Source organism: Methylobacterium sp. CM6257 (genome assembly GCF_054611515.1).
In genome coordinates this window covers 1,884,847-1,907,710 of record NZ_CM137735.1, presented here as the reverse complement: position 1 = coordinate 1,907,710, position 22,864 = coordinate 1,884,847, and the positions used below count along the sequence as shown (strand labels likewise).

Here is a 22,864-nt window from a genome sequence, read left to right as displayed (position 1 = left end):
CGGGCCGAGATCGGCCTACTCGACCACCTTCGGGACCAGGAAGTAATTGTCCTCGGTCTCGGGCGCGTTGGCGACCACGTCGGCGGCGCGGCCGCCCTCCGTGACCACGTCTTCGCGCTTCTTCATCGCCATCGGCGTCACCGAGGTCATCGGCTCGACGCCGGAGACATCGACCGTGCCGAGCTGCTCGACGAAGGCCAGGATCGCGTTCAGCTCGCCCTGAAGCGGCCCGACCTCGTCGTCGGTGACCGCGATCCGCGCCAGATGCGCGATGCGCCGAACCGTCTTCTCGTCGACCGACATGCCGTCCCGTTCGTCCCTGTCCGGGCGCGATCACCCGAAATCGGTCGCGCTATAGCATCGGCCTCCGACGCGCCGCAACGCGGGCGGCATGACCCCCGCCGGCGACCATCGCGACCGAACCGGGCTTGCGAAGTCGGGCTGCCGGGACGAAGGATGTTCAGGACCGGATCAGGTCACCACATGGTTCGGCGTCACCGACATCTCGATCGTGATGCCGGACTGACGCACCGGCCGATACACAGACTGCGCAAAGCCGAAGACGAGAACCTCGAAGGCCAGCAGCAGCATCCAGCACTGCTTGCGGGTCATCCTCGTTCCGCGCTCGGACGGGGCGGGACGGGAAAGCGGACCGATCGTCAACAAGGCGGATACCCCTGGCGCGGTTTAACGATGCGTTAACTTACCTATTCGGGAACGGCTCCGCATGCACCGGGGTCGATCTACGGAGCAGATGAAGGCTGTGGACGGCGGAGTGGCATCGATGTGGGAGCAGGTCTTCACCAGCCTGTCGCCGGGCTTCACGGCAGATGACGCCGACCTGGACCGGGCGTCGGAGGCGCTGGGCTTCGCTCTGCCGGCTTCTTACCGCAGCTTCTGCCGGACCTGCGGCATCGGCCTGGCGGGTGCACAGTTCCGGATCGCCGTGCCGGCGCCGTTCGAGGCAAGCGATCTTGTCGCTCAGGCCGGCGTGATCGCTCACAGCATCGGCGCCGCCGTGACGATGCTGGAAGACGGGGCGGAACCGCACCGGTTCGACGTCGAAGGCGGCGATGCCAGTGTCATCGAGCGCGCCTTCTTCTTCGGCGCGGTCGAGGATGGCGGCTTCCTGTTCTGGGACGTGTCCGGGGCGGGCGAGGAATACGATATCTGGCTGCTCGCGCCCGACCTCGAGACCATCCGGTTCGCCGGGGAGAGCCTGACCGATCTCTTCCAAAGGGTGACCGGTCCCTCCGTCGCCTTGGTGCTCGGACCGGGCGCGGAGCCCTTGCCCGCGCGCTTCGAGGGCTTCTCGGAGGCCACTTTGGCGCGGGGCACGCAGGCGGACTCATGAATCACGACGCGATCCGTACCTTCGCGGCCGCTTCGCGCGGCGGGGCGCGCCTCATCGGCATCGATCTCGGCAGCAAGACGATCGGGCTCGCGTTGTCGGATCTGGGGCGCCAGATCGCCACCCCGCTGGAGACGATCCGCCGGGTGAAGTTCACGCCGGACGCGCAGCGGCTGGCCGCGCTCTGCCGGCAGCACGCCGTCGGCGGCCTGGTGGTCGGGCTGCCGCTGAACATGGACGGCAGCGAGGGCCCGCGGGTGCAATCGACCCGCGCCTTCATGCGCAACCTCGCTCCGATCCTGCCCCTGCCCCACGTCTTCTTTGACGAGCGCCTGTCGACCGCGGTGGTAACCCGGGCGCTGATCGAGGCCGACGCCTCACGGGCCCGGCGCGGAGAACTCGTGGACAAGCTCGCCGCCGCCTACATCCTGCAGGGCTGCCTCGACGTCATGCGTCACCTCGCCGATGCCGAGGCCGACGAGGATCCGCTCAGCGGCTGATCAGCGAGACCGATCCGCTGCCGTGACGCTCGATCCGGCCGTCGAGCTCCAACTCCAGCAGCACGGTCTGCACCACCCGGGCGCCGACGCCGGCGCTGCGGGCCAACTCGTCGGTTCCGACGGGGCTGGGGCTCAGCAGGGCGATGATCTTCTCCCGGTCGTCAGCAGATTCCAGGACGAGCTCCGCCATGCCGTATCCATCATCTGGCGCTTGTGGCCCGACGAGATCGGGAAGCCGTTCGCAGTCTCCGCTGAGTGCACCCAGGTCGACCTCGTCCCAGAAATCCGGTTGCTCGGCGAGGTCCGGCCTGCCGCGCCTGGGAGCTGCGTCCGGGTCCGGACCGTGCTCGATGAGCGGGCCGATCACGTCGAGGACGTGGGAGACCTCGGAGACCAGCGTGGCCCCCTGGCGGATCAGGTCGTTGGTGCCCTCGGCTCGCGGGTCCAGCGGTGAACCCGGGACGGCGAAGACTTCTCGATTCTGCTCCAGGGCGAAGCGCGCCGTGATGAGCGAGCCCGACCGGCGCGCCGCTTCCACCACGACAGTGCCGTAGGACAGGCCCGAGATGATGCGGTTACGCCGGGGGAAGTCGCGCCCGCGCGGCTCCCATCCCATCGGCATTTCGGCGAGCACGGCGCCCCCCTCCTCCAGGATCGCCTCGACCAGCGCGGCGTGACTCGCCGGGTAGATGCGGTCCTGACCTCCGGCCATCACCGCGATGGTGCCGGTCCGCAGGCTGGCCTTGTGCGCACGCGCGTCGATCCCGCGGGCGAGACCCGAGACCACCGCGAGACCGGCTTCACCGAAGCCGCGAGCCAGCCGCTCCGTGAAGGCAAGCCCCGCCGTGGAGGCGTTGCGCGAGCCGACGAGAGCCACGCCCGGTCGATTCAGGATCGGGGCGCCGCGCACGGCCAGGAGCGGCGGCGCCGCATCGGTCTGTTGAAGGAGGTGCGGATAGGCCGTCTCGCCGCTGGCAATCAGCCGGCCGCCGAGCCGCTTCAGGGCCGCGATCTCGTCCTCGGCCTGCGCCCGTGTCGTAGGCTCGATGCGCCTTCCCTGCCGTCGGGTGAGATCCGGAAAAGCGTCGAGGGCGGCCGCCGCGCCGCCGAACCGGTTGATGAGGGTGCGGAAGGTCCGCGGCCCGACGCCCTCGGTGCGGATCAGCCGCAGCCAGTCGAGCCTCTGGGCATCGGTGAGCTGCATGCATCCCCCCGGGCAGCGCCCCAAGGGTTTCATGCCCCGCGTCGGCGCTCAGCCCTTCTGACCGATGCGCCCTTCTGTGCCGGACGCGAGCCGGCGGATATTGGGCGCGTGCTTCCACCATAGCAGCAAGCCCATAAGGAAGAAAAGCACAGCCTGAGACGGGGTGCCGAGCGCCCACAGGACCAGGGGCGTCACCGCGGAGGCTGCGAGCGCCGCCAAGGATGAGTATTTGAGCGCGTAGGCGAGCCCGAGCCAGATCGCCGCGAACACGCCGAGCGCCGGTGGGCTGAAGGCGAGGAGCACGCCGATGAACGTCGCCACGCCCTTGCCGCCCTTGAATCCGAGCCAGATCGGGAAGAGGTGGCCCAGGAAGGCGCCGAGTCCGGCGGCGAGCGCCGGTCCCTCGCCGAAGCTCTTGGCGATCAGAACCGCGGCGGTTCCTTTCAGGGCATCGCCCAGCAGGGTCGCGGCGGCCAGGCCCTTGCGGCCGGTCCGCAACACGTTGGTGGCGCCGATATTGCCGGAACCGATCGCCCGTACGTCGCCGAGTCCGGCAAGGCGCGTCAGGATCAGCCCGAAGGGGACCGAGCCCAAGGCATAGCCGAGGGCGAGACCGCCGAGGGCAGCCGGGGTCGCGAGATCCGGTACCATCAGGCCGCCGCCGCGAGATCGTCGGCCGCGTGGACGATCCGGCCGCCGACCAGCGTCAGCACCGCCGCGCCCTGGAGGCGCGCTTCATCAAAAGGCGAGTTCTTCGAGCGCGACTTCAACCGCCGTTTGTCAAGCACGTAGGGCAGATCGGGGTCGATCAGCACGAGGTCGGCCGGTGTACCGGCCGCCAGGCGGCCGGCTTCGCGCCCGAGGATGCGGGCGGGGTTCGCGGTCAGCGCGGCGATCAGCTTGGCCAGCGGCAAGTCACCGGTATGAACGAGGCGCAGGGAGGCCCCGAGCAGCGTCTCGATGCCGAGCGCGCCGTCCGCCGCCTCGGCGAACGGCAGACGCTTGGTTTCCACGTCCTGCGGGTTGTGATCTGAGACGACCACGTCGATCACGCCCTCTGCGAGGGCCTGCACAACCGCGTGCCGGTCGGATTCGTCGCGCAGCGGCGGCGAGAGCCGGCAGAAGGTGCGGTAATGACCGATGTCGTTCTCGTTGAGCACGAGGTTGTTCACCGAGACGCCGCAGGTGACCGGCAGGCCGTCCTGCTTGGCCCGGCGCACGATCTCCACCGAATCGGCGCAGGAAATCATCGCCGCGTGGTATCGGGCGCCGGTCAGCCGAACGAGGCGGATGTCGCGTTCCAGCATCACGGTCTCGGCCTCGCGGGGAATCCCCTTCAGCCCGAGGCGGGAGGCGAGTTCGCCCTCGTTCATCACGCCCTCGGCGGCGAGGTCCCGCTCCTCGACATGCTGCATCAGCAGGGCGTCGAAGTCCCGGGCGTACATCAGGGCACGCCGCATCACCTGGGCGTTCGCGACGGCACGCAGCCCATCCGTGAAGGCTACCGCGCCGGCCTCCTTGAGCAGGCCGAACTCGGTCATCTCCCTACCGGCCAAGCCCTTGGTGATGGCGGCGGCGGGCAGAACATTGACGCTCGCGGTGTCGCGGGCGCGGCGGAGCACGAAATCGACGATCGCCGGCCCGTCGATCACCGGGTTGGTGTCGGGCATGCAGACCAGGGTCGTCACGCCACCGGCAGCCGCCGCGGCGCTCGCCGAGGCCAGGGTCTCGCGATGCTCGGCCCCCGGCTCCCCCACAAAGGCGCGCATGTCGATCAGGCCCGGCGTCAGGATTCGGCCGGCGCAATCGATGCGCTGGGTGTCCGCCGGGATACCGGGCGCAGCCCCGGAGGCGATGTCGGCGATGCGGCCCTCGCGCACGAGCACGGCGCCGGCCTGCTCGTGCCCGGTCGCAGGATCAAGGAGCTTCGCGTTGGCCAGAAGATAGCTGCTCACAGGGGCGCCCTCGCCGAAGATGCCGTGCCGTCGAGGCGCATCGCGAGACCGGCCGCGGCCATATGGGCCTTCGCCTCGGCGATGCTCGCCTGCCCGAAATGGAAGATCGAGGCCGCCAGGACGGCGCTCGCGCCGCCCTCGGCCACGCCGGCCACGAGGTCGTCGAGCCCGCCGACTCCGCCGGACGCGATCACCGGCACGTTGACGGCGTCGCTGATCGCCCGGGTCAGGGCCAAGTCATAACCGGAGCGGGTGCCATCCTTGTCCATGGAGGTGACCAGCAGCTCGCCGGCCCCCTTTCCGGCGACGAGCCGCGCGAAGTCCACCGCATCGATCCCGGTCGGGTCGCGGCCGCCATGGGTAAAGATCTCCCAGGCCGCGGGCTCGCCGGGGCCGGAGACGCGCTTGGCGTCGATCGCCACCACGATGCACTGGGCGCCGAACTTCTCCGCGGCCCGAGCGACGAGGTCGGGATCCTTCACGGCCGCGGTGTTGATCGCGACCTTGTCGGCACCCGCCAGCAGCAGGGCGCGCACGTCCTCAACGGTGCGCACGCCCCCGCCCACGGTGAGCGGCATGAAGCAGGCCTCGGCGGTGCGGCTGACGATGTCGAGCAGTGTGCCGCGGGCCTCGCGGCTCGCCGTGATGTCGAGGAAGCACAGTTCGTCGGCGCCGGCCGCATCGTAGACCTTGGCGGCTTCGACGGGATCGCCCGCGTCGCGCAGGCCCTCGAAGCGCACGCCCTTCACGACGCGCCCGTCCTTCACATCGAGGCAGGGAATGATGCGGGTCTTCAGCACGGGCGGCGTCTCATCTCGCGGGCCTCACGGTATCACGCCGCAGGGCCGCGTGCCGCAGCGATCGCGGCCAGAGCCGCCTTCGGATCGATGCGCCCGTCGTAGAGCGCCCGCCCCGTAATCGCGCCGGCGATCAAGGCGCAGTCGGGCTGGAGCAGGCGGTGCACGTCGTCGATGGAGGCGAGGCCGCCCGAGGCGATCACCGGGATGCGGACGGCCTGCGCGAGGGCCAGGGTCATCTCGACGTTGAGGCCCTTCAGGATGCCGTCCCGTGCGATGTCGGTGTAGATGATCGCGGCGACGCCCGCGTCCTCGAAGCGGCGCCCGAGTTCTTCCGCCGTCATGCTGGAGGTCTGCGCCCAGCCCTCCACGGCGACCCGGCCGTCCTTGGCGTCGATGCCGACCGCGATCTTGCCGGGATGCTTGCGCGCGGCCTCGCGGACGAAGCCAGGATCACGCACCGCCGCCGTGCCGATGATCACCCGGGCGACCCCCTTCCCGAGCCAGCCCTCGAGGGTCTTCATCTCGCGGATGCCGCCGCCGAGCTGAACCGGGATCTTCACCCGGGCCAGGATGGCGTCCACCGCGGCGGCATTGCGCGGTGCGCCCGCGAAGGCGCCGTCGAGGTCGACCACGTGCAGCCAGGAGAAGCCCTGCTCCTCGAAGATCGCGGCCTGCGCGGCCGGATCGTCGCCGAAGACCTTGGCCTGCGCCATGTCTCCCTGGACGAGGCGGACGCAGCGCCCCTCCTTCAGGTCGATCGCCGGGTAGAGGATCACGGGCAGCTTTGTCCTTGATTGCCGGGGCGGAGCCGCCCTCAGGGGCGCCAGGTCAGGAAATTCGCGATGAGCGCGAGGCCCAGACGCTGGCTCTTTTCGGGGTGGAACTGCGTGCCGGCGATGTTATCGCGGGCGACGAGGGCGGTGACCGGCCCGCCATACTCGGCCCGGGCCACCACGTCGTCCGGACGTTCGGCGGTCAGCGCGAAGCTGTGCACGAAATAGGCGTGCAGGCCGTTCTCCCCTGTCGGGATGCCGGCCAGGAGCGCGTGGTCGCGCTCCGTCCGGAGGGTGTTCCAGCCCATATGGGGGATCTTGAGCGTCGGGTCGGACGGCTGGATCCGACCGACATCGCCGGGGATCCAGCCGAGCCCGGGCGTGGTGGTGTATTCCAGCCCGCGGGTCGCCAGGAGCTGCATGCCGACGCAGATGCCGAGGAACGGGCGCCCGGCCACGTGGGCGACGTGCGTCATGGCCTCGACCATGCCGGGAACGGCGTCGAGGCCGCGGCGGCAATCCGCGTAGGCGCCGACGCCCGGCAGGACGACGCGGTCGGCGGCCGCCACCACGTCCGGATCCGCGGTCAGGCAGATCCGCGCGCCGCGCCCGCTCTCGCGGGCGGCGCGCTCGAACGCCTTGGCGGCGGAATGGAGGTTTCCCGACCCGTAATCGATGATCGCGACCGTCTCGGCACTCATGCGTGTCTCGCCCGCTGACTCACCGGGCGCCTTCCTGGGCGGGAAACAGACCAATCACCGGCTCGATGCGCCGGCTAGGGCCACCCGGGAACGGGGGACGCGGCGCGGCGGAGTTGGCCTCGAGCCAGCGGCCGATCGCCCGGGCCTCGGCCTCCTCGGGCGTTGCAGCGATCACGGCGTCGCGCACCGGCCAACCGCGCCGGGCCAGCGTCCAGCGGCGCAGACTCGAGGCTTCCAGCCCGATCAGCCACGCCGCCAGCAGAGAAGCGATCATTCCGGCGCCGGTCGACAGGCCGAGCACGACGCCCGCGCCCGCCAGGGCGAGCAATCCGACGAGCACGATCAGCGCGGCGACCCAGAGGCGATGGTACAGGAACCACAGCACGGTGAAGGCGAAGGCCGCCCAGGAGAAGCCGTCCCGCACCAGCACGGCCCGGTCGAGGCCGATCGCCTCGCCCGGCCGCGCATCTGTGGGCAGGTGGAGCGTGTAGCTGCGCATCCGCATCGCGGGTCTCCGGGAAGGTCGCTCCGCGACGGCCGCGTGGCCGGTCAGGGAGTGCGAAAACAAGAAGTCTACAAGGAGCCCTTCGTGGATGGAACGCGCCCCTCCTCGCGCGGATCGATCGCCACTGCTCTCCGCAAGGCGCGGGCCAGTCCCTTGAAGCAGCTCTCCGCGATGTGGTGGGCGTTGTCGCCGTAGAGCGTCTCGACGTGCAGGGTCAGGCCTGCATTCATCGCGAAGGCCTGGAACCACTCGCGGATCAGTTCGGTGTCGAACTGCCCGATCTTCTCCACCCGGAACGTGGTGCGGAACACCAGGAACGGGCGGCCGGAGATGTCGACACAGACGCGGGTGAGCGCCTCGTCCATCGGCAGGTGGATATCGGCATAGCGCGTGACCCCGCGCTTGTCGCCCAGAGCCTTGGCGAAGGCCTGTCCCAGCGCGATGCCGCAATCCTCGGCGGAATGGTGCTGATCGATGTGCAGGTCGCCGTCGACCTTCACATCCAGATCGAACAGGGCGTGCCGGGCCAGCAGATCCAGCATGTGGTCGAGGAAGCCGATACCGGTCGCGATCTTCGATCGCCCGGTCCCGTCGAGATCGACGGTCACCGCGATATCGGTCTCCGCGGTCTTCCGGCTGATGGTGGCGCTGCGCATCTCGGTCTGGACTTCGCGTCTGGGGCGGCTGCGGCCGCCCGCGCCTTCTAGAGGGAGTCTCTCCAGATTGGAAAGGGCGGCAAGCTATCCGTGCAGCACACGCCCGGCCACGGCGTCGAGCTTGGCGAGCAGCGCAGGATCGCGCACGGCGGGAGCGGTCATGATCGCGCCATCCAGCGCCCGGTGCGACCCCGCCGGGCACGGCTCACGCTCTGCCGGGAAATCGCGCGCCAGACGCGCGACGAGCCGCGCCGCCTTGTCGGCGTTGGCCCGGGCCACCGCGACCACCGCGGCGACGTCTACCGCGTCGTGACCGGGGTGCCAGCAATCGTAGTCGGTCACCATCGCGATGGTCGCGTAGGTGATCTCGGCCTCCCGGGCGAGTTTGGCCTCGGGCATGTTGGTCATACCGATCACGTCGAAGCCCTGCGCTTTGTAGGCCCTGGATTCCGCGAGCGAGGAGAATTGCGGCCCGTCCATGCAGACATACGTGCCGCCGCGATGCACCGCGATGGTCTCGGCCTTCGCGGCCGCCGCGATGTGCGCCTGAAGTCCGGGTCCTACCGGGTGGGCGACGGAAACGTGGGCGACACAGCCATCGCCGAAGAAAGACGAGGCCCGTCCGTGGGTGCGGTCGACGAACTGGTCGACGAGCACGAACAGGCCGGGGGGAAGCTCCTCGCGGAACGAGCCGCAGGCCGAGAGGGAGACGAGGTCGGTGACCCCGGCCCGCTTCAGCGCATCGATGTTGGCGCGATAGTTGATGCCAGATGGCGAGAGCCGGTGCCCCCGTCCGTGGCGGGCCAGGAAGACGACCTTGGTGTCGCCGATCCGTCCGATGCGAAGGGCGTCCGAAGGCTCGCCCCAGGGCGAGGCGACACGCTCCTCCCGGATGTCCTCAAGACCCGGCAGGTCGTAGACGCCGGAGCCGCCCATCACCCCGAGTACCGCTGCCGTCATGCTGTTTCCCTATGGTTTCAGCGACGCTACGGGCGCGCCGCATGTCCCCTCCACCACCTCATTCTGAGGTGCCGGAGCGCTGCGGAGGCCTCGAAGGAGCCCTGGCGCGGCGATCCCTGGAGCCCTCCTTTGAGGCTGCGGCGCAGCACCTCAGGACGAGGGTATGGATTGGGATGGATCCGCCTCCGGTGGACCGACCGTCGTGGCGGCCGAGCGGTAGCATGGAGCCCGGGTCCAAAAAAGATGGGCCTCCGCGAGGGAGGCCCATCGGCGACGTCAATCCGAGGCGGCGCCTCAATACGCCTTGTGCAGCTCCGGCTGGAGGCCGTGGACCTCGCCACCGACATCGGCCCAGATCTTCTTCTTCACGTAGTAGAGCAGACCTGACAGCACGATCAGGAACAGGATCACCCGGAAACCCAGGGCCTTGCGGTCCATCATGTGCGGCTCGGCCGCCCACATCAGGAAGGCCGCGACATCCTTGCCGTACTGATCGACGGTCTCGGGGACAACCGGCTGACCCTTGTCGTCCTTCGGGTAGGAGACCTGCCCGTCGGTGATCGGCGGCGGCATGGCGATGATGTGGCCGGGATAATACTTGTTGTAGTGACCGCCCTCCGGCAGCGCGAAATCCTTCGGAGGATCCTCATAACCGTTGATCAGCGCGTGGATGTAGTCGGGCCCCTGTTCGGAATAGCCGATGAGCGGCAGCCAGTCGGTGAGGAAGTACAGCGAGCCGCGCGAGAAGGTGCGCGCCTTGGCGATGACCGAGAAGTCCGGCGGCGCCTTGCCGCCGTTGGCCGCGGCGGCCGCCTGATCATTCGGGAAGGGCGGCGGGAAATAGTCTGCCGGACGGCCGGGCCGCTCGAACATCTCACCGGAATCGTTCGGACCATCCTTCACCTGGTAGGTCGCTGCCAGGGCCTTGACCTGCCCGGCGCTGAAATCCGGTCCGCCTTCCTGCGCGAGGTTGCGGAAGGACACCAGCTTCATCGAGTGACAGGCGGAGCAGACTTCCTTGTAGACCTGGAACCCGCGCTGCAGCTGCGCGGTGTCGAAGCGGCCGAATACGCCGGCGAAGCTCCAGTTGATGCGGGCCGGGATCGGCCCGCCATGCCCTTCCTGGGCAGAGGCCGGCATGGCCCCGATCAGCAGGGCGGCCAGGGCGGCCGCGGCGGTCGTCGAGAGGACGCGAGTCATCATCATGGTCCTGCCGTCAGCCCGTCAGCCCTTGGTGGTCGGAGCGGCGGCGGCGCCCGCCGGCATGCCGGAGCCGCTCACCTGCTTGCCCGGCCCGGTGACGCTCTCCAGGATCGAGCCCGGCAGCGCCTTCGGCGTCTCGAACAGGCCGCAGAGCGGCATGACGATCAGGAAGTGGGCGAAGTAGTAGGCGGTGCAGATCTGCGCCGCGAGCACGTAGCCGCCCTCGGGAGGCTGCGAGCCGAGCCAGCCGAGCAGCAGGGTCGCCCCGACGAACACCCAGAAAAACTGCCGGTAGATCGGCCGGTAGTTGCATGAGCGGATGCGCGACGTGTCGAGCCATGGCGCGAAGGCCAGGATGATCACCGCCGAGAACATCAGGATGACGCCGCCGAGCTTGCTCGGAACCGCGCGCAGGATCGCGTAGAACGGCAGGAAGTACCATTCCGGAACGATGTGGGCGGGTGTCACCGCGGGGTTCGCCTGGATGTAGTTGTCGGCGTGGCCGAGATAGTTCGGCTGGTAGAACAGGAACCACGAGAACAGGATCATGAACACGCAGACCGCGAACACGTCCTTGATCGTGGCGTAGGGCGTGAACGGCACCGCGTCCTTGCCCGACTTGATCGGGATCCCTACCGGGTTGTTCTGGCCGGTGACGTGCAGCGCCCAGACGTGCAGCACGACCACGCCGGCGATCATCCACGGCAGCAGGTAGTGCAGGGAGAAGAAGCGGTTCACCGTCGGGTTGCCGACCGAGTAGCCGCCCCAGAGCAGGGTCTGGATCGTGTCGCCCACCACCGGGATCGCCGCCAGGATGTTGGTGATGACGGTGGCGCCCCAGAAGCTCATCTGGCCCCAGGGCAGCGTGTAGCCGAGGAAGGCGGTGGCCATCATCAGCAGGTAGATCACGACGCCGAGGATGTAGAGCACCTCACGCGGGGCCTTGTAGGACCCGTAGTAGAGGTTGCGGAACATGTGCAGGTACACGGCGACGAAGAACATCGACGCGCCGTTGGCGTGCGCGTAGCGCAGCAGCCAGCCGTAATTCACGTCGCGCATGATCTTCTCGACGGAGGTGAACGCACCCGTCGCCGAAGGCTCGTAGTGCATCGCCAGCCAGACGCCGGTGACGATCTGGATGCCCAGGAAGGCGATCAGGATCGCCCCGAAGGTCCAGAAGTAGTTGAGGTTCCGCGGGACCGGGAAGGCCACGAACGAGGAATGCACCAGCCCGACGATGGGCAGGCGCGCCTCGAACCATTTGGCGACGCGGCTCTTGGGGACGTAGGTGCTGGCAGTTCCGCTCATGCTCGCGTCCTCCTCACGCCGCTTCCTTGCCGCCCTCGCCGATCCGGATCTTGGTGTCCGTCTCGAAGGCGTAGGGCGGGATCGGCAGATTGATGGGCGCCGGTCCGTGACGGACGCGGCCGACCGCGTCGAATTGCGAGCCGTGGCAGGGGCAGGCCCACCCCTCGAAATTGCCCTGGTGGCCGATCGGCACGCAGCCGAGATGCGTGCAGTTGCCGTAGACCACGAGCCACTGGTCGTGGCCGTTCTTGACCCGCGTCGTGAAGGCGGCCGGATCGATCATCGCGGAGAGCGGGACCGCCTTCATGTCGCCCACCTCCTTCTCGGTGAGCTTGCGCACGAAGATCAGCTTGCCGCGCCAGAAGACGTTGACGATCTGACCGTCCTGAATCGGCGTCAGGTCGACCTCGATCGGCGCTCCGGCGGCAATCGTCTCGGCATCGGGTGCCATGGACGAGATCAGCGGCCAGACCGCGGCTGCGGCCCCCACTGCCAGCCCGGCGCCGGTGGCCAGGAACAAGAAGTCGCGACGGCTGCCCTCAGGCCCGGAGGCCGCGGGAGCGGCGGCAGATGTGTTCGCCAAGATTCGGAACTCCATGCGTCGGCGTAAGGGCCGCAGGCGCCCTGCCCTGATATCCCGGTCGAGCCAGGATCAAAGCATTATCGTTCTAATCCCGGCAATGAGACCGTCTGCCGCTCCGGAGTCAAGCGGCCGTTTGCAGCGCAGCGAGAAAGTCCAGCCACGTTTGTCGTGTTATGTTGCCGGCTGCCGGTCCGCTACGCGACAGCGCTGTCGTAGCGCGCCGTTCCGTCGTCCAGGAAGCCGCCCGACTGGCGCGACCACAGGCCCGCATAGACGCCGCCGCGGGCGACGAGTTCGGTGTGCGTGCCCTCCTCGATGATCCGCCCGCTTTCGATCACCACCAGACGGTCGAGGGCCGCGATCGTTGACAGGCGGTGCGCGATGGCCAGAACGGTCTTGCCGGCCATCAGTGTGTCGAGGGAGTCCTGGATCGCCGCCTCGACCTGGCTGTCGAGGGCCGAGGTCGCCTCGTCCAGGATGAGGATCGGCGCGTCCTTGAGCATGACGCGGGCGATGGCGATGCGCTGCCGCTGGCCGCCCGACAGCTTGACACCGCGCTCGCCGACCTGGGCGTCGTAGCCCCGGCGGCCCTTGTGATCGACGAGGTCAGCGATGAACCCGTCGGCATGCGCCAGCCGGGCGGCGTGCTCGATCTCCGCCTGGCTGGCGCCGGGCCGCCCATAGGCGATGTTGTCGCGGATCGACCGGTGCAGCAGCGACGTGTCCTGGCTGACCATCGCGATCGCCTCGCGCAGGGATTGCTGCGTCACGCGGGCGATGTCCTGCCCGTCCACCAGGATGCGCCCGCTCTCCACGTCGTAGAGCCGCAGGAGCAGCCCCGCCAGGGTCGACTTGCCCGCCCCGCTGACGCCCACCAGACCGACCTTCTCGCCGGGGCGGATGGTCAGCGAGAAATCCTCGATGACGGTGGCGTCGCCGCGGCCGTAATGGAAGCCGACATTCTCGAAGCGGATCTCGCCGCCCGAGACGACGAGGTCGCGCGCGTCCGGGGCGTCGACCAACGCGTGGGGCCGCGCCATGGTCTGCATGCTCTCCTGCACGACGCCGACATTCTCGAAGACGCCGCGGACGGTCTGCATCACCCAGCCCGACATGGCGATGAGGCGCAGCACCAGGGCGAGGCCCGCGGAGGCCTCGCCGGTGGTCATCCCGCCGCTGCGCCAGAGCGCGAGGCACGCCGCCCCGGTCGCGATGAGGAGCGTGCTGTTGAGCAGGCCGAGCAGGCTGGTGGTCAGAGTCACCAGCCGGAACTGGTGCAGGTAGGCCCCGGTATGGACCTCCACCGCGTCGCGCACCGCGGCCCGCTCCTCGCGGTCGCGAGCGAAGAGCTTCACGGTGAGGATGTTGGTGTAGCTGTCCACGATCCGGCCGATCAGGGTCGAGCGCGTATCGGCCGTACGGTGCGACCGGGTCCGGGCCCGGGGGACGAACCACGTGGTCAGGGCCGCATAGGCGGCGATCCAGAGGATCACCGGAAGGACGAGCCAGGGGGAGATCGAGCTGAACAGCCCGACCGCCGTCACCGCGTAGATCGCCACGTAGAGCAGCGTATCGATGAACACGACGGCGAGTTCCCGAACCGCCGGTCCCACCTGCACGACGCGGTTGGCGAGCCGGCCCGAGAAGTCGCCCTGGAAATACGAGAGGGCGTGGCCCAGGGTGTAGAGATGCGCCCGCCAGCGGATCTGGTTGGTGGATTGCGGCACCACGAGCTGATTCGACAGGACCTCGTGGCCCCAGATCGACAGGGGTCGCACCACGGCGATGAGCAGGACGGCGAGACCCAGTTCGAGCGCGTGGTCAGACAGCACCGTCGTCCGATCGGCCGTGCCGAGCAGGTCGATGAACCAGCGCATGACGAGGTAGAGCGAGGCCTCGACCGTGCCGGCGATCACCGCGATGACGAACAGAGCCGCGAGGACGCCCCGGATGGGGCGCAGGTAGAACCAGGCGAAGCCGGTGACCGACCGCGGCGGCATCCGCGTTTCATCGAAAGGCGCGAACGGATCGACGCGGCGCTCGAGCCAATCGAGGAACATGCTTCCGGGGGCGTGACGCTGCGGGAGCCCCTCATGTAAGCGCGGTCCGCCGCGTGCCAACCGTGCGGGTTGGTCGCGGCGTCGCGCCGCCTCAGCGGTTCAGGGCCAGCGCGGCGCCCGACTTGGTCAGCGCGCCTTCCAGTCCGCCGCCGCCCTGGCGCAGCCGCGCCGCCACCGCGCCGCCCGGCTGGTAGAGGTAGACCTCGCCGTCGCGGAAGTCCCAGGCCGAGACCCGGGCGAGATCCTTGTTGGCGCAGCCCGAAGCCGTGGCCTTGTAGAGATCGAGGGCCGGCGCGCTGGACAGCGTGACCTTGCAGTTCGCCCCGGTGGCGTCCCGGGCATCCCAGCTTCCAACCACGGAAGCACGGCCGCTCGTGACCACGGGCGGCGGCGGTGCGGGGGGCGCGACAGGCTCAGGGATGACCGTCGGGGTCGCAGGCGGCAGTGCCGCTTGCGCGCCGGGCGCAGGCGGCGCGTCCGGGCTTGCCGCCACGCCGGGCGGCGGCGCGAGCGGCGCCGCCGTCACCGTCCCTGACGGGAGGGCCGGCACGGTGTCGAGGGAAGTCTGCGGGGACGGACCGCGGGTCCGCGGCGCGTCGAGGCGGCTCGAAGCGCAGGCACCGAGGCTGGCGCCCAGGCAGAGAACGGCGAACGTCGACAGGCTCTGGCGCAGCATCTTTCCACTTCGGGTCAGGCTTGGAGGCGCGCACGGAGGCGCTTCTCCCCTGACTCGGTGCCAAATGCGCTGACGGCAAGGCGGCCTCCGCGACCGCAGGCGAGTCCGCTGCGGAGAGACCGCCTTTTCGGGGCAGTGTGGCCGGTAGGCCTCACCGTCCTGCAATCAGAGCGTGCGTTCGATCATCATCTTCTTGATTTCGGCGATGGCCTTCGCGGGGTTCAGGCTCTTCGGGCAGGTGTTGGCGCAGTTCATGATCGTGTGGCACCGGTAGAGCCGGAACGGGTCGTGCAGCCCGTCGAGCCGGTGTCCGGTATTCTCGTCCCGCGAATCGATCAGCCACCGATAGGCCTGGAGCAGCGCCGCCGGGCCGAGGAACTTGTCGCCATTCCACCAGTAGCTGGGGCAGGACGTGCTGCAGCAGGCGCACAGGATGCACTCGTAGAGTCCATCGAGCCGCGAGCGGTCCTCCGGTGTCTGGCGCCACTCCTTCTCGGGGGCCGGCGTCTCGGTCTGGAGCCAGGGCTCGATCGCCGCGTGCTGGGCGTAGAAGTTCGTGAGGTCCGGCACGAGGTCCTTGAGGACCGGCATGTGCGGCAGCGGGTAGATCCGGATCGCGCCGTCCTTGTCCTTGCGGGTCATGACCGGCAGGGCGTTGTCCGGGCTCTTGCACTCGTCGATGCCCATCGTGCAGGCGAGCGCGTTCTGGCCCTCGATGTTCATCGCGCAGGAGCCGCAGATACCCTCGCGGCAGGAGCGGCGGAAGACCAGGGTCGAATCGACCTTGTTCTTGATCCACAGCAGCGCGTCGAGGACCATCGGGCCGCAATCCTCGCGGTCGACCTGATAGGTGTCGATCCGCGGGTTGGCCCCGTCATCCGGGTTCCACCGGTAGATCTTGAACGTCTGCAGGTTCTTGGCGCCCGGAGGGGCCGGCCAGGACTTGCCTTGCGTGATCTGAGAGTTCTTCGGAAGGTTGAACTGGGCCATGGGTTTGGACGGCTTCCGCTAGAGCAGAACGGGGCGGCCGCGAGCGTGATGCCCCGCCGCCGCACGCAGCTTTCGGATTAGATGATCAGTACACGCGTGCCTTGGGCTCGATGTACTGGATCTCATTCGACATGGTGTAGGTGTGCACCGGCCGATAATCGATAGTCACCTGATGCTGGCCTTCGTCGAGCCAGGAGAGGGTGTGCTTCATCCACTCCTTGTCGTCCCGATCCGGGAAGTCCTCGCGGGCATGGGCGCCGCGGGATTCCTTGCGGTTGGCGGCCGATTCCATGGTCACGACCGCCTGGCCGATGAGGTTGTCGAATTCCAGGGTCTCCAAGAGGTCGGTGTTCCAGACCAGCGACCGGTCGGTGACCCGGACGTCGGCGGCGGCGTTCCAGACCTTGTGGATCAGGTCCTTGCCCTCCTCCAGAACCTCGCCGGTGCGGAACACGGCGCAGTTGTTCTGCATCGTCTTCTGCATCTCGGCGCGCAGCTCCGCGGTGGGCGTGGAGCCGTTGGCGTTGCGGAACCGGTCGAGGCGCTCGAGCGCCTTGTCGGTGGCGCCCTTCGGCAGCTCCATGGCCCGGCCGTTCGGCTCGACGATCTCGGCGCAGCGCTTGCCGGCGGCGCGCCCGAACACGACGAGGTCGATCAGCGAGTTCGAGCCGAGGCGGTTGGCGCCGTGGACGGAGACGCAGGCCGCCTCGCCGATCGCCATCAGGCCCGGCACCACCGTGTCGGGGTTGCCGTCGCGCAGCGTCAGCACCTCGCCGTGATAGTTCGTGGGGATGCCGCCCATGTTGTAGTGGACGGTCGGGATGACTGGGATCGGCTCTTTGGTCACGTCGACGCCCGCGAAGATCCGCGCGGATTCCGAGATGCCCGGCAGGCGCTCGTGCAGGATCTTCGGGTCGAGGTGGTCGAGGTGCAGGTAGATGTGGTCCTTGTTCTTGCCGACGCCGCGGCCGTCACGGATCTCCATGGTCATGGAGCGCGAGACCACGTCGCGCGAGGCGAGGTCCTTGGCCGACGGCGCGTAGCGCTCCATGAAGCGCTCGCCCTCGGAGTTCGTCAGGTAGCCGCCCTCGCCGCGGGAGCCCTCGGTGATGAGGCAGCCTGCGCCGTAGATGCCGGTCGGGTGGAACTGCACGAACTCCATGTCCTGGAGCGGCAGGCCGGCGCGCAGCACCATGGCGTTGCCGTCGCCCGTGCAGGTATGAGCGGAGGTGGCCGAGAAGTAGGCCCGCCCGTAGCCGCCCGTCGCCAGGATGGTCATCTGGGCGCGGAAGCGATGGATCTCGCCGGTGGCCTGATCCAGGGCGATTACGCCGCGGCAGCGGCCCTCGTCATCCATGATCAGGTCGAGGGCGAAGTACTCGATGAAAAAGTCGGTCTGGTTCTTCACCGCCTGCCCGTAGAGGGTGTGCAGCATGGCGTGACCCGTGCGGTCGGCCGCCGCGCAGGTGCGCTGGGCGGTGCCCTTGCCGTAATCCGTGGTCATGCCGCCGAACGGGCGCTGGTAGATCTTGCCCTCCTCCGTGCGGGAGAACGGCACGCCCCAATGCTCCAGCTCGTAGACGGCGGCAGGCGCGTTGCGGACCAGATACTCGATGGCGTCCTGGTCGCCGAGCCAGTCCGAGCCCTTCACGGTGTCGTACATGTGCCAGCGCCAGTCGTCCGGGCCCATGTTGCCGAGCGAGGCCGAGATGCCGCCCTGCGCCGCCACGGTGTGGGAGCGGGTCGGGAACACCTTGGTGATGCAGGCGGTGCGCAGGCCGGCTTCCGAGCAGCCCACGGTCGCCCGCAGGCCCGCGCCGCCCGCGCCGACGATCACCACGTCGAAGGCGTGATCGTGGATGGTGTAGGCAGGCCCGCTGCCGTTGGTGCCGTTGGCGGCCATGTTCGGCTCCTCGAGATTCGTGATGGCGGGGTTCAGGCCGGCTGTCCGAAGCCGATGCGCACCACCGCGTACAGGCAGGCCACGGCGACAAGGACCGCGTAGACATTGTTGGCGAACACGGCGGCGATCTTGGTCGCCTGCGCGTGGACGTAATCCTCAATGATCACCTGCATGCCGATGCGCATGTGGAGTGTCACGGACAGAAACGCCAGGATCAGGATGATCGAGACGAAAGGATTGGCGATCACCTGGACTGCGCCCGCGTAGTCGCGGCCGGCCATCCGGGCGATGATGACCACAAAGGACAGCATCAGCACGATGTTGGTCACTGCGGTGATTCGCTGCAGCCACCAATGGCCGACGCCGTGATGGGCGACGCCGAGGCCGCGGACGCGGGCGCGCGGGGTGCGGATCGAGACGCGGGTGTCCTGGCGGACCTGTTCCTTAGCCATGCCGACCTCCTCAGCGGACCAGAAGGGCGACCGCCCAGATGACGAGGGTGAGCACCACCGACCCGATCAGGGTAAGGCGGGACATGGCGAGGCGCTTTTCCCGGTCGAAGCCGATGCCGAAATCCCAGGCGAGGTGGCGGATGCCGCCGAGCATGTGGTGCATCAGGATCCAAGTGTAGACGAACAGGATCAGCCGCCCGATCAGCGAGCCGAAAAATCCGGCCACGTAAGAATAAGCAACCGGCCCCGAAGCGAGTGCGACAAGCCAGATCGCCACCAGCGCAGTCCCACCATAGAGGGCCGTGCCGGTGATGCGGTGGAACACCGACATCGCCATGGTCCAGGTCCAGCGATAGATCTGGAGATGTGGCGACATGGGCTGTGCCACTGTCGGGCGCGCGGTGGGTGCCATCGGGTTGAAGCCTCGCAGCTGCGAACTGGACCGTCTCTAATCTGGTAGCGCTAGTGGCGGCGGGAGCAAGCCGCAATGCGTCATGCTGCAACGCAATGTGCCACGCTGGGCGACACTAATCGGATTCTGTCACTTCAGTGCCCCCAGCAGCCGCCACCACGCGTAATCGAGCGGTCCCGCAATGAGCAGCGACGCCAAGCCGAAGCGCAAGGTCAGCCGCGTCGCATCCCGGAGCCGGACGCCGCCGAGTTCGCTGGCGAACACGATCGGAGGCGCCTGATAGGGGAAGAACAAGGTCGAGTAGCCGATCACCTGGAGCGAGACGACCGCGAGCGGTGACAGGCCGCTGGCCTCCGTCATCTCGCCCGCCAGCGCCGTATAGAGGGCCGGCGCGCCGTTGGCGGTGACGAGGAGCGTCAGGACCGTGCCCAGGCCGGTGAGAACCGCGAAGTTCTGCACCTGTGCGCCCGGCTCGAGCGGCGCGATCGTCAGCAGCAGGTGGCCGAGGCGCTCGCCCAGACCCGTCTCGTTGACCAGGGCCACAAGGCCGAGCAGCGCCGCGATGTAGAAGCAGGTGCGCAGATTGACCTGCTGGAAGGCTTCCGGCGGGAGCACGCCGACTCGCGGCAGCAGGCAGACCACGGCGGCAGCCAGTCCGACCCAGGCCGGCGCGAGGCCATGCAGGCTGTCAGTCATCCACAGCGCCAGGGTGCAGAGGAGGATCGTCGCGAGGCGACGCTCGGCGCCCGAGATCGGCGGCAGGGGCGGCAGGACCGGCGCCCCCCGGGAGAGGCGGTCCGGGAACAGCCGGACGATCAGCGCCACCAGGATCGCGCCCTTCACCACGGCCAGGACAGGCGCGTGCAGGAGGAAATAGGACAGGTAGGAGAGATGCAGGCCGAGCAGGCGCTCCGCCGAGCCCGCCATCACGAGGTTCGGCACGTTGGCGGGCAGAATCGCGGCCGACAGAATCGGCGTCGCCACGCCCACCGCCAGGACCGCGCCGATCCGCCCAGGGCGGCCCGGGGTGAGTCCGAAGGCGTCGCACAGCGCCAGGGTCACCGGTATCATCAGCGCGATCCGCCCGAGATTCGACGGCATGACGAAGGCGATGAGGAAGCTCAGCGCCACCAGCCCGGCAATGAAATGCCCGTAGGAATCCGACAGGCGCAGCGCGAGCGCCCGGGCCATCCGGGCACCGAGCCCCGTCCGGGTCATGCCCTGTCCCACCACCATGCCGGACAGGACGAGCCAGAAGGCCGAGGCCGAGAAGCCGGAGAAGACCGTCCCGGCGCTGCCGAGCCGGAGGAGCATCGCGAGCCCGAAGAAGGCGAGCGCCGTCACAATCTCGGGCAGCAGGGCTGTCGCCCAGAGGCCCATGCAGAGGACGAGCAGAGCCGCCGTCGCCGGAACAACCGCCACCCCGCTCACTCGATCCTCCACGCCACGAGACCCGAGGGAAGCGGCATCCTGGTCGCTTTGGAACGGTTCGCAATTCGGAAGTTCTTGACCGAGCCTTCGCCAATGACGAAGGCAGTCGCTCGAGCCTATCGTGAGCGCGTCCTGCCGCCGGGTCGCCGATCTGTCATGATCGAGCATCAAGGCCCGGCCGCAGAGCAGCCGGGCCTGAGATCCCGAACGGGTGTGAGACGCGTCGGACGGCTCAGTAGACGTAGCCGTAATATCCGCAATAGGCGGGATCGTAGGCGCCGTAGCCCTAATCGTAGCTTCAGTTGTCGTAGCCGTAGCCGATGCCGCCCAGGCCGTAACCGGCCCCGAGGCCGAGCCCCACCCCGGCGAGGCCGTTGCCGATGCCGCGCCCGTAGCCGTGACCGTAGCCACGCCCGGCGAAGCCGCGGCCGACGACACCCCTTTGTCCGACCAGGCCGACGCGGGCAGCGTTGTTGAAGCCGCCGGTCCGGAAGCCGCCTGTGCGAAGACCGCCGACGCCGGCACCCGTCACGCCGGTTCCACCGAAGCCGGCGCCGCGGAAGCCGCCGCCTCCGAGCCCGCCGCCATGGAAGCCACCGCCGAAGCCGCCACCGTGAAAACCACCGCCGCCGGAGCCGCGCGCATCCGCGCCACCCGGGAGGAAGGCTACCGCGGCCAGGAGCGCGGTCGACGCCAGGGCCGAACGCTTCATCGGAATGTCCAATCTGATGAGTTGTCTCTGGCTCTCCAGCCGTGCTGAAGCTCGGTGTATCCGAGCTTGACGATACGGTTTTACGTGGCAGTCGGTCGCTGTGACTGGATGTCTGCCATCGAAAGCCTCCGGTTTGTCGGCAGGTGGTGCCCGTTACCGGAAGGGCGGCTCGTCGAAACTTCGCAGCTTGCGCGAGTGCAGCCCGTGCCGGTCGGCGCGGAGCACGTCGAGCGCCGCCAGCCCGACGCGCAGATGCTCCGAGACGGCCCGGTCGTAGAAGGCGTTGGCCGCGCCCGGCAGCTTGATCTCGCCGTGGAGCGGCTTGTCCGACACGCAGAGCAGCGCGCCGTAGGGCACGCGCAGCCGGAAGCCCTGCGCGGCGACGGTGCCGCTCTCCATGTCGACCGCCACGGCGCGCGACTGGTTGATCCGCCGCCGCTCCTGGCTGAAGCGCAATTCCCAGTTGCGGTCGTCGTAGGTGACGACCGTACCCGTGCGCAGGCGGCGCTTGAGGTCCTCGGCCTGCTCGCCCGTGACCGAGGCGGCCGCGCTCTGGAGCGCCACCTGCACCTCGGCGAGGGCGGGAACCGGCACGTCCGGCGGGACCAACTCGTCGAGGATCCGGTCGCGGCGGAGATAGGCGTGGGCGAGGACGTAGTCGCCGATGGTCTGCGACTGCCGCAGGCCGCCGCAATGGCCGACCATCAGCCAGCAATCCGGGCGCAGCACGGCGAGATGGTCGGTGATCGTCTTCGCGTTCGACGGACCGACGCCGATATTGACCAAGGTCGTCCCCTGCAGCGTCCCGTCGGATCCCCGGGCGACGAGGTGGTAGGCCGGCATCTGGTGCCGGTGCCACGGCGAGGCAGCGATCACCGCGGCGGGGTCGGCATTGGCCGCCTCGGCGCGGCTCACGGACACCCCCCCCGGCAGGACCAGCCGCTCGAAACCCGCCTCCCCCGAGGCCAGCCGCTCCAGCCCGTGACGGACGAACTGGTCGACGTAGCGGTGGTAGTTGGTGAGCAGGATCCAGGGCTGGACGTCGCGCCAGTCGCAGCCCGTGTAGTGAACCAGGCGCCGGAGCGAGTAATCGACCCGCACGGCGTCGAACAGCGCGAGCGGCAGCGGCTCGCCCGCGCCTTGGTCGAAGGTGCCATCGGCGATCTCGTCGCCGACGAGCGAGAGGAGCGGCACCGGGAAATATGTGGCGAGTTCCGCCCCGTCGACGGCGCGGCCGCGCGCGTCGAGCCCCGCCTCCAGGACGTAGGGATAGGGGATCTCCTGGGCGCTGAGGCCCACCTCGATCGCGACCCCGTAATCGGCGATCAGAGGCTCAAGCTGCCGGGTGAGATAGTGGCGGAAGAAGGCCGGATGCGTCACCGTCGTGGCGTAGGTGCCGGCGGCCTGGAGCTTGGCGGTTGCCCGACGGACCCGGGGCAGCGGCCCGTCCGGGCGGTAGCTGATCCGCAGCTCGGGATAGCGGAAGGCCAGGCGCTCGGTGGCGTCCGGCGGCGGCCCACCCGCGAGGTAGCGCTCCAGGGCGGTCCGCAGGGCGCCGGCCGCGCCGTCGTAGAGCTCGACGAGCCGGTCGATGGCGGTGCCGGCATCCGCCACCGCCTGCATCGGCCGCAATTCCCGCTCGATCATGGCACCTCCGATCCTGCCGCCGGATCTACACCCGTGGCCGCGCAGGGGCGAGATGCGGGCTTGCGGGCGGCAAGCGCTTGGC

At 69.0% G+C, this 22,864-nt stretch carries 25 protein-coding genes; 2 read left to right on the top strand and 23 right to left on the bottom strand.

What is annotated here, in order from left to right; translation table 11 throughout:
* Positions 1–15 precede the first annotated feature (15 nt).
* Together gatC and ACYCO6_RS09410 are read right to left on the bottom strand one after the other, a co-directional pair.
* Positions 16–303, bottom strand: coding sequence for an Asp-tRNA(Asn)/Glu-tRNA(Gln) amidotransferase subunit GatC (gatC, locus tag ACYCO6_RS09415; RefSeq protein WP_091713574.1), 288 nt, complete (start codon positions 301–303; stop codon positions 16–18).
* 168 nt (positions 304–471) lie between these two features.
* On the bottom strand, positions 472–612 hold the full coding sequence (locus tag ACYCO6_RS09410) for a hypothetical protein (RefSeq protein ID WP_459771363.1): 141 nt from the start codon (positions 610–612) through the stop codon (positions 472–474).
* 172 nt (positions 613–784) lie between these two features.
* Here ACYCO6_RS09410 and ACYCO6_RS09405 point away from each other — a divergent pair, with 172 nt between their 5' ends.
* Positions 785–1,354, top strand: a complete 570-nt coding sequence (locus ACYCO6_RS09405; RefSeq protein ID WP_459771361.1) for an SMI1/KNR4 family protein — start codon at positions 785–787, stop codon at positions 1,352–1,354.
* Positions 1,351–1,851 (top strand): Holliday junction resolvase RuvX, encoded by a 501-nt coding sequence (gene ruvX / locus ACYCO6_RS09400; protein ID WP_459771359.1) that lies wholly within the window; start codon positions 1,351–1,353, stop codon positions 1,849–1,851. The genes ACYCO6_RS09405 and ruvX overlap by 4 nt, the downstream gene beginning before the upstream one ends.
* On the opposite strand, the gene dprA is transcribed toward ruvX, so the two are convergent.
* The 21 genes from dprA to ACYCO6_RS09295 form a co-directional block, all read right to left on the bottom strand.
* Positions 1,841–3,055: a DNA-processing protein DprA gene (gene dprA, locus ACYCO6_RS09395; protein ID WP_459771357.1), complete on the bottom strand. Its 1,215-nt coding sequence runs from the start codon at positions 3,053–3,055 to the stop codon at positions 1,841–1,843. The genes ruvX and dprA overlap by 11 nt on opposite strands.
* A gap of 48 nt (positions 3,056–3,103) precedes the next feature.
* On the bottom strand, positions 3,104–3,706 hold the full coding sequence (gene plsY, locus ACYCO6_RS09390) for a glycerol-3-phosphate 1-O-acyltransferase PlsY (protein ID WP_459771355.1): 603 nt from the start codon (positions 3,704–3,706) through the stop codon (positions 3,104–3,106).
* Positions 3,706–5,010: a dihydroorotase gene (locus ACYCO6_RS09385; protein WP_459771353.1), complete on the bottom strand. Its 1,305-nt coding sequence runs from the start codon at positions 5,008–5,010 to the stop codon at positions 3,706–3,708. Before ACYCO6_RS09385 ends, plsY begins: the two co-directional genes overlap by 1 nt.
* Positions 5,007–5,810 carry an imidazole glycerol phosphate synthase subunit HisF gene (gene hisF / locus ACYCO6_RS09380; RefSeq protein ID WP_459771352.1) on the bottom strand — a complete coding sequence of 268 codons (804 nt, stop codon included), beginning with the start codon at positions 5,808–5,810 and terminating at the stop codon, positions 5,007–5,009. The genes ACYCO6_RS09385 and hisF overlap by 4 nt, the downstream gene beginning before the upstream one ends.
* A 32-nt stretch (positions 5,811–5,842) precedes the next feature.
* Positions 5,843–6,586, bottom strand: coding sequence for a 1-(5-phosphoribosyl)-5-[(5-phosphoribosylamino)methylideneamino]imidazole-4-carboxamide isomerase (gene hisA, locus ACYCO6_RS09375; RefSeq protein WP_459771350.1), 744 nt, complete (start codon positions 6,584–6,586; stop codon positions 5,843–5,845).
* Between the two features lie 38 nt (positions 6,587–6,624).
* Positions 6,625–7,284, bottom strand: coding sequence for an imidazole glycerol phosphate synthase subunit HisH (gene hisH / locus ACYCO6_RS09370; RefSeq protein WP_459771348.1), 660 nt, complete (start codon positions 7,282–7,284; stop codon positions 6,625–6,627).
* A gap of 19 nt (positions 7,285–7,303) precedes the next feature.
* Positions 7,304–7,783, bottom strand: coding sequence for a DUF2628 domain-containing protein (locus tag ACYCO6_RS09365; protein WP_459773489.1), 480 nt, complete (start codon positions 7,781–7,783; stop codon positions 7,304–7,306).
* A 74-nt stretch (positions 7,784–7,857) separates the two neighbouring features.
* On the bottom strand, positions 7,858–8,445 hold the full coding sequence (gene hisB / locus ACYCO6_RS09360) for an imidazoleglycerol-phosphate dehydratase HisB (protein ID WP_459771346.1): 588 nt from the start codon (positions 8,443–8,445) through the stop codon (positions 7,858–7,860).
* An 84-nt stretch (positions 8,446–8,529) separates the two neighbouring features.
* Positions 8,530–9,405, bottom strand: a complete 876-nt coding sequence (locus ACYCO6_RS09355) for an S-methyl-5'-thioadenosine phosphorylase (protein WP_459771344.1) — start codon at positions 9,403–9,405, stop codon at positions 8,530–8,532.
* A gap of 294 nt (positions 9,406–9,699) precedes the next feature.
* Complete coding sequence (locus tag ACYCO6_RS09350) at positions 9,700–10,611, bottom strand: cytochrome c1 (protein WP_459771342.1); 912 nt, start codon at positions 10,609–10,611, stop codon at positions 9,700–9,702.
* 18 nt (positions 10,612–10,629) lie between these two features.
* On the bottom strand, positions 10,630–11,916 hold the full coding sequence (locus ACYCO6_RS09345) for a cytochrome b (RefSeq protein WP_459771340.1): 1,287 nt from the start codon (positions 11,914–11,916) through the stop codon (positions 10,630–10,632).
* 13 nt (positions 11,917–11,929) lie between these two features.
* Positions 11,930–12,514 (bottom strand): ubiquinol-cytochrome c reductase iron-sulfur subunit, encoded by a 585-nt coding sequence (petA, locus tag ACYCO6_RS09340; protein ID WP_459771337.1) that lies wholly within the window; start codon positions 12,512–12,514, stop codon positions 11,930–11,932.
* Between the two features lie 179 nt (positions 12,515–12,693).
* Positions 12,694–14,559 carry an ABC transporter ATP-binding protein gene (locus tag ACYCO6_RS09335; RefSeq protein WP_459771335.1) on the bottom strand — a complete coding sequence of 622 codons (1,866 nt, stop codon included), beginning with the start codon at positions 14,557–14,559 and terminating at the stop codon, positions 12,694–12,696.
* A gap of 91 nt (positions 14,560–14,650) precedes the next feature.
* Positions 14,651–15,235 carry an AprI/Inh family metalloprotease inhibitor gene (locus tag ACYCO6_RS09330; RefSeq protein ID WP_459771333.1) on the bottom strand — a complete coding sequence of 195 codons (585 nt, stop codon included), beginning with the start codon at positions 15,233–15,235 and terminating at the stop codon, positions 14,651–14,653.
* Positions 15,236–15,400: 165 nt separating this feature from the next.
* Positions 15,401–16,225, bottom strand: a complete 825-nt coding sequence (locus tag ACYCO6_RS09325; RefSeq protein WP_459771331.1) for a succinate dehydrogenase iron-sulfur subunit — start codon at positions 16,223–16,225, stop codon at positions 15,401–15,403.
* Between the two features lie 85 nt (positions 16,226–16,310).
* A complete protein-coding gene (sdhA, locus tag ACYCO6_RS09320) occupies positions 16,311–18,128 on the bottom strand; it encodes a succinate dehydrogenase flavoprotein subunit (RefSeq protein WP_459771328.1) in 1,818 nt (605 codons plus the stop codon).
* Positions 18,129–18,160: 32 nt separating this feature from the next.
* A complete protein-coding gene (gene sdhD / locus ACYCO6_RS09315; RefSeq protein ID WP_459771326.1) occupies positions 18,161–18,580 on the bottom strand; it encodes a succinate dehydrogenase, hydrophobic membrane anchor protein in 420 nt (139 codons plus the stop codon).
* 10 nt (positions 18,581–18,590) lie between these two features.
* A complete protein-coding gene (gene sdhC, locus ACYCO6_RS09310) occupies positions 18,591–18,992 on the bottom strand; it encodes a succinate dehydrogenase, cytochrome b556 subunit (RefSeq protein WP_459771324.1) in 402 nt (133 codons plus the stop codon).
* 129 nt (positions 18,993–19,121) lie between these two features.
* A complete protein-coding gene (locus ACYCO6_RS09305) occupies positions 19,122–20,423 on the bottom strand; it encodes an SLC13 family permease (RefSeq protein WP_459771322.1) in 1,302 nt (433 codons plus the stop codon).
* A 298-nt stretch (positions 20,424–20,721) separates the two neighbouring features.
* A complete protein-coding gene (locus ACYCO6_RS09300; protein ID WP_459771320.1) occupies positions 20,722–21,135 on the bottom strand; it encodes a hypothetical protein in 414 nt (137 codons plus the stop codon).
* A gap of 153 nt (positions 21,136–21,288) precedes the next feature.
* Positions 21,289–22,782 carry an AMP nucleosidase gene (locus ACYCO6_RS09295; protein ID WP_459771319.1) on the bottom strand — a complete coding sequence of 498 codons (1,494 nt, stop codon included), beginning with the start codon at positions 22,780–22,782 and terminating at the stop codon, positions 21,289–21,291.
* Between the last annotated feature and the right edge of the window lie 82 nt (positions 22,783–22,864).

Coding starts and splice junctions, on each gene's coding strand:
- ACYCO6_RS09405 (WP_459771361.1), top strand. CDS start 785: ATGTGGGAGCAGGTCTTCACCAGCCTGTCGCCGGGCTTCACGGCAGAT.
- hisB (WP_459771346.1), bottom strand. CDS start 8,445: ATGCGCAGCGCCACCATCAGCCGGAAGACCGCGGAGACCGATATCGCG.
- ACYCO6_RS09330 (WP_459771333.1), bottom strand. CDS start 15,235: ATGCTGCGCCAGAGCCTGTCGACGTTCGCCGTTCTCTGCCTGGGCGCC.
- sdhA (WP_459771328.1), bottom strand. CDS start 18,128: ATGGCCGCCAACGGCACCAACGGCAGCGGGCCTGCCTACACCATCCAC.
- plsY (WP_459771355.1), bottom strand. CDS start 3,706: ATGGTACCGGATCTCGCGACCCCGGCTGCCCTCGGCGGTCTCGCCCTC.
- sdhC (WP_459771324.1), bottom strand. CDS start 18,992: ATGGCACCCACCGCGCGCCCGACAGTGGCACAGCCCATGTCGCCACAT.
- ACYCO6_RS09335 (WP_459771335.1), bottom strand. CDS start 14,559: ATGTTCCTCGATTGGCTCGAGCGCCGCGTCGATCCGTTCGCGCCTTTC.
- ACYCO6_RS09410 (WP_459771363.1), bottom strand. CDS start 612: ATGACCCGCAAGCAGTGCTGGATGCTGCTGCTGGCCTTCGAGGTTCTC.
- ACYCO6_RS09365 (WP_459773489.1), bottom strand. CDS start 7,783: ATGCGCAGCTACACGCTCCACCTGCCCACAGATGCGCGGCCGGGCGAG.
- petA (WP_459771337.1), bottom strand. CDS start 12,514: ATGGAGTTCCGAATCTTGGCGAACACATCTGCCGCCGCTCCCGCGGCC.
- ACYCO6_RS09325 (WP_459771331.1), bottom strand. CDS start 16,225: ATGGCCCAGTTCAACCTTCCGAAGAACTCTCAGATCACGCAAGGCAAG.
- ruvX (WP_459771359.1), top strand. CDS start 1,351: ATGAATCACGACGCGATCCGTACCTTCGCGGCCGCTTCGCGCGGCGGG.
- hisH (WP_459771348.1), bottom strand. CDS start 7,284: ATGAGTGCCGAGACGGTCGCGATCATCGATTACGGGTCGGGAAACCTC.
- ACYCO6_RS09345 (WP_459771340.1), bottom strand. CDS start 11,916: ATGAGCGGAACTGCCAGCACCTACGTCCCCAAGAGCCGCGTCGCCAAA.
- ACYCO6_RS09300 (WP_459771320.1), bottom strand. CDS start 21,135: ATGAAGCGTTCGGCCCTGGCGTCGACCGCGCTCCTGGCCGCGGTAGCC.
- gatC (WP_091713574.1), bottom strand. CDS start 303: ATGTCGGTCGACGAGAAGACGGTTCGGCGCATCGCGCATCTGGCGCGG.
- ACYCO6_RS09350 (WP_459771342.1), bottom strand. CDS start 10,611: ATGATGATGACTCGCGTCCTCTCGACGACCGCCGCGGCCGCCCTGGCC.
- ACYCO6_RS09355 (WP_459771344.1), bottom strand. CDS start 9,405: ATGACGGCAGCGGTACTCGGGGTGATGGGCGGCTCCGGCGTCTACGAC.
- dprA (WP_459771357.1), bottom strand. CDS start 3,055: ATGCAGCTCACCGATGCCCAGAGGCTCGACTGGCTGCGGCTGATCCGC.
- sdhD (WP_459771326.1), bottom strand. CDS start 18,580: ATGGCTAAGGAACAGGTCCGCCAGGACACCCGCGTCTCGATCCGCACC.
- ACYCO6_RS09295 (WP_459771319.1), bottom strand. CDS start 22,782: ATGATCGAGCGGGAATTGCGGCCGATGCAGGCGGTGGCGGATGCCGGC.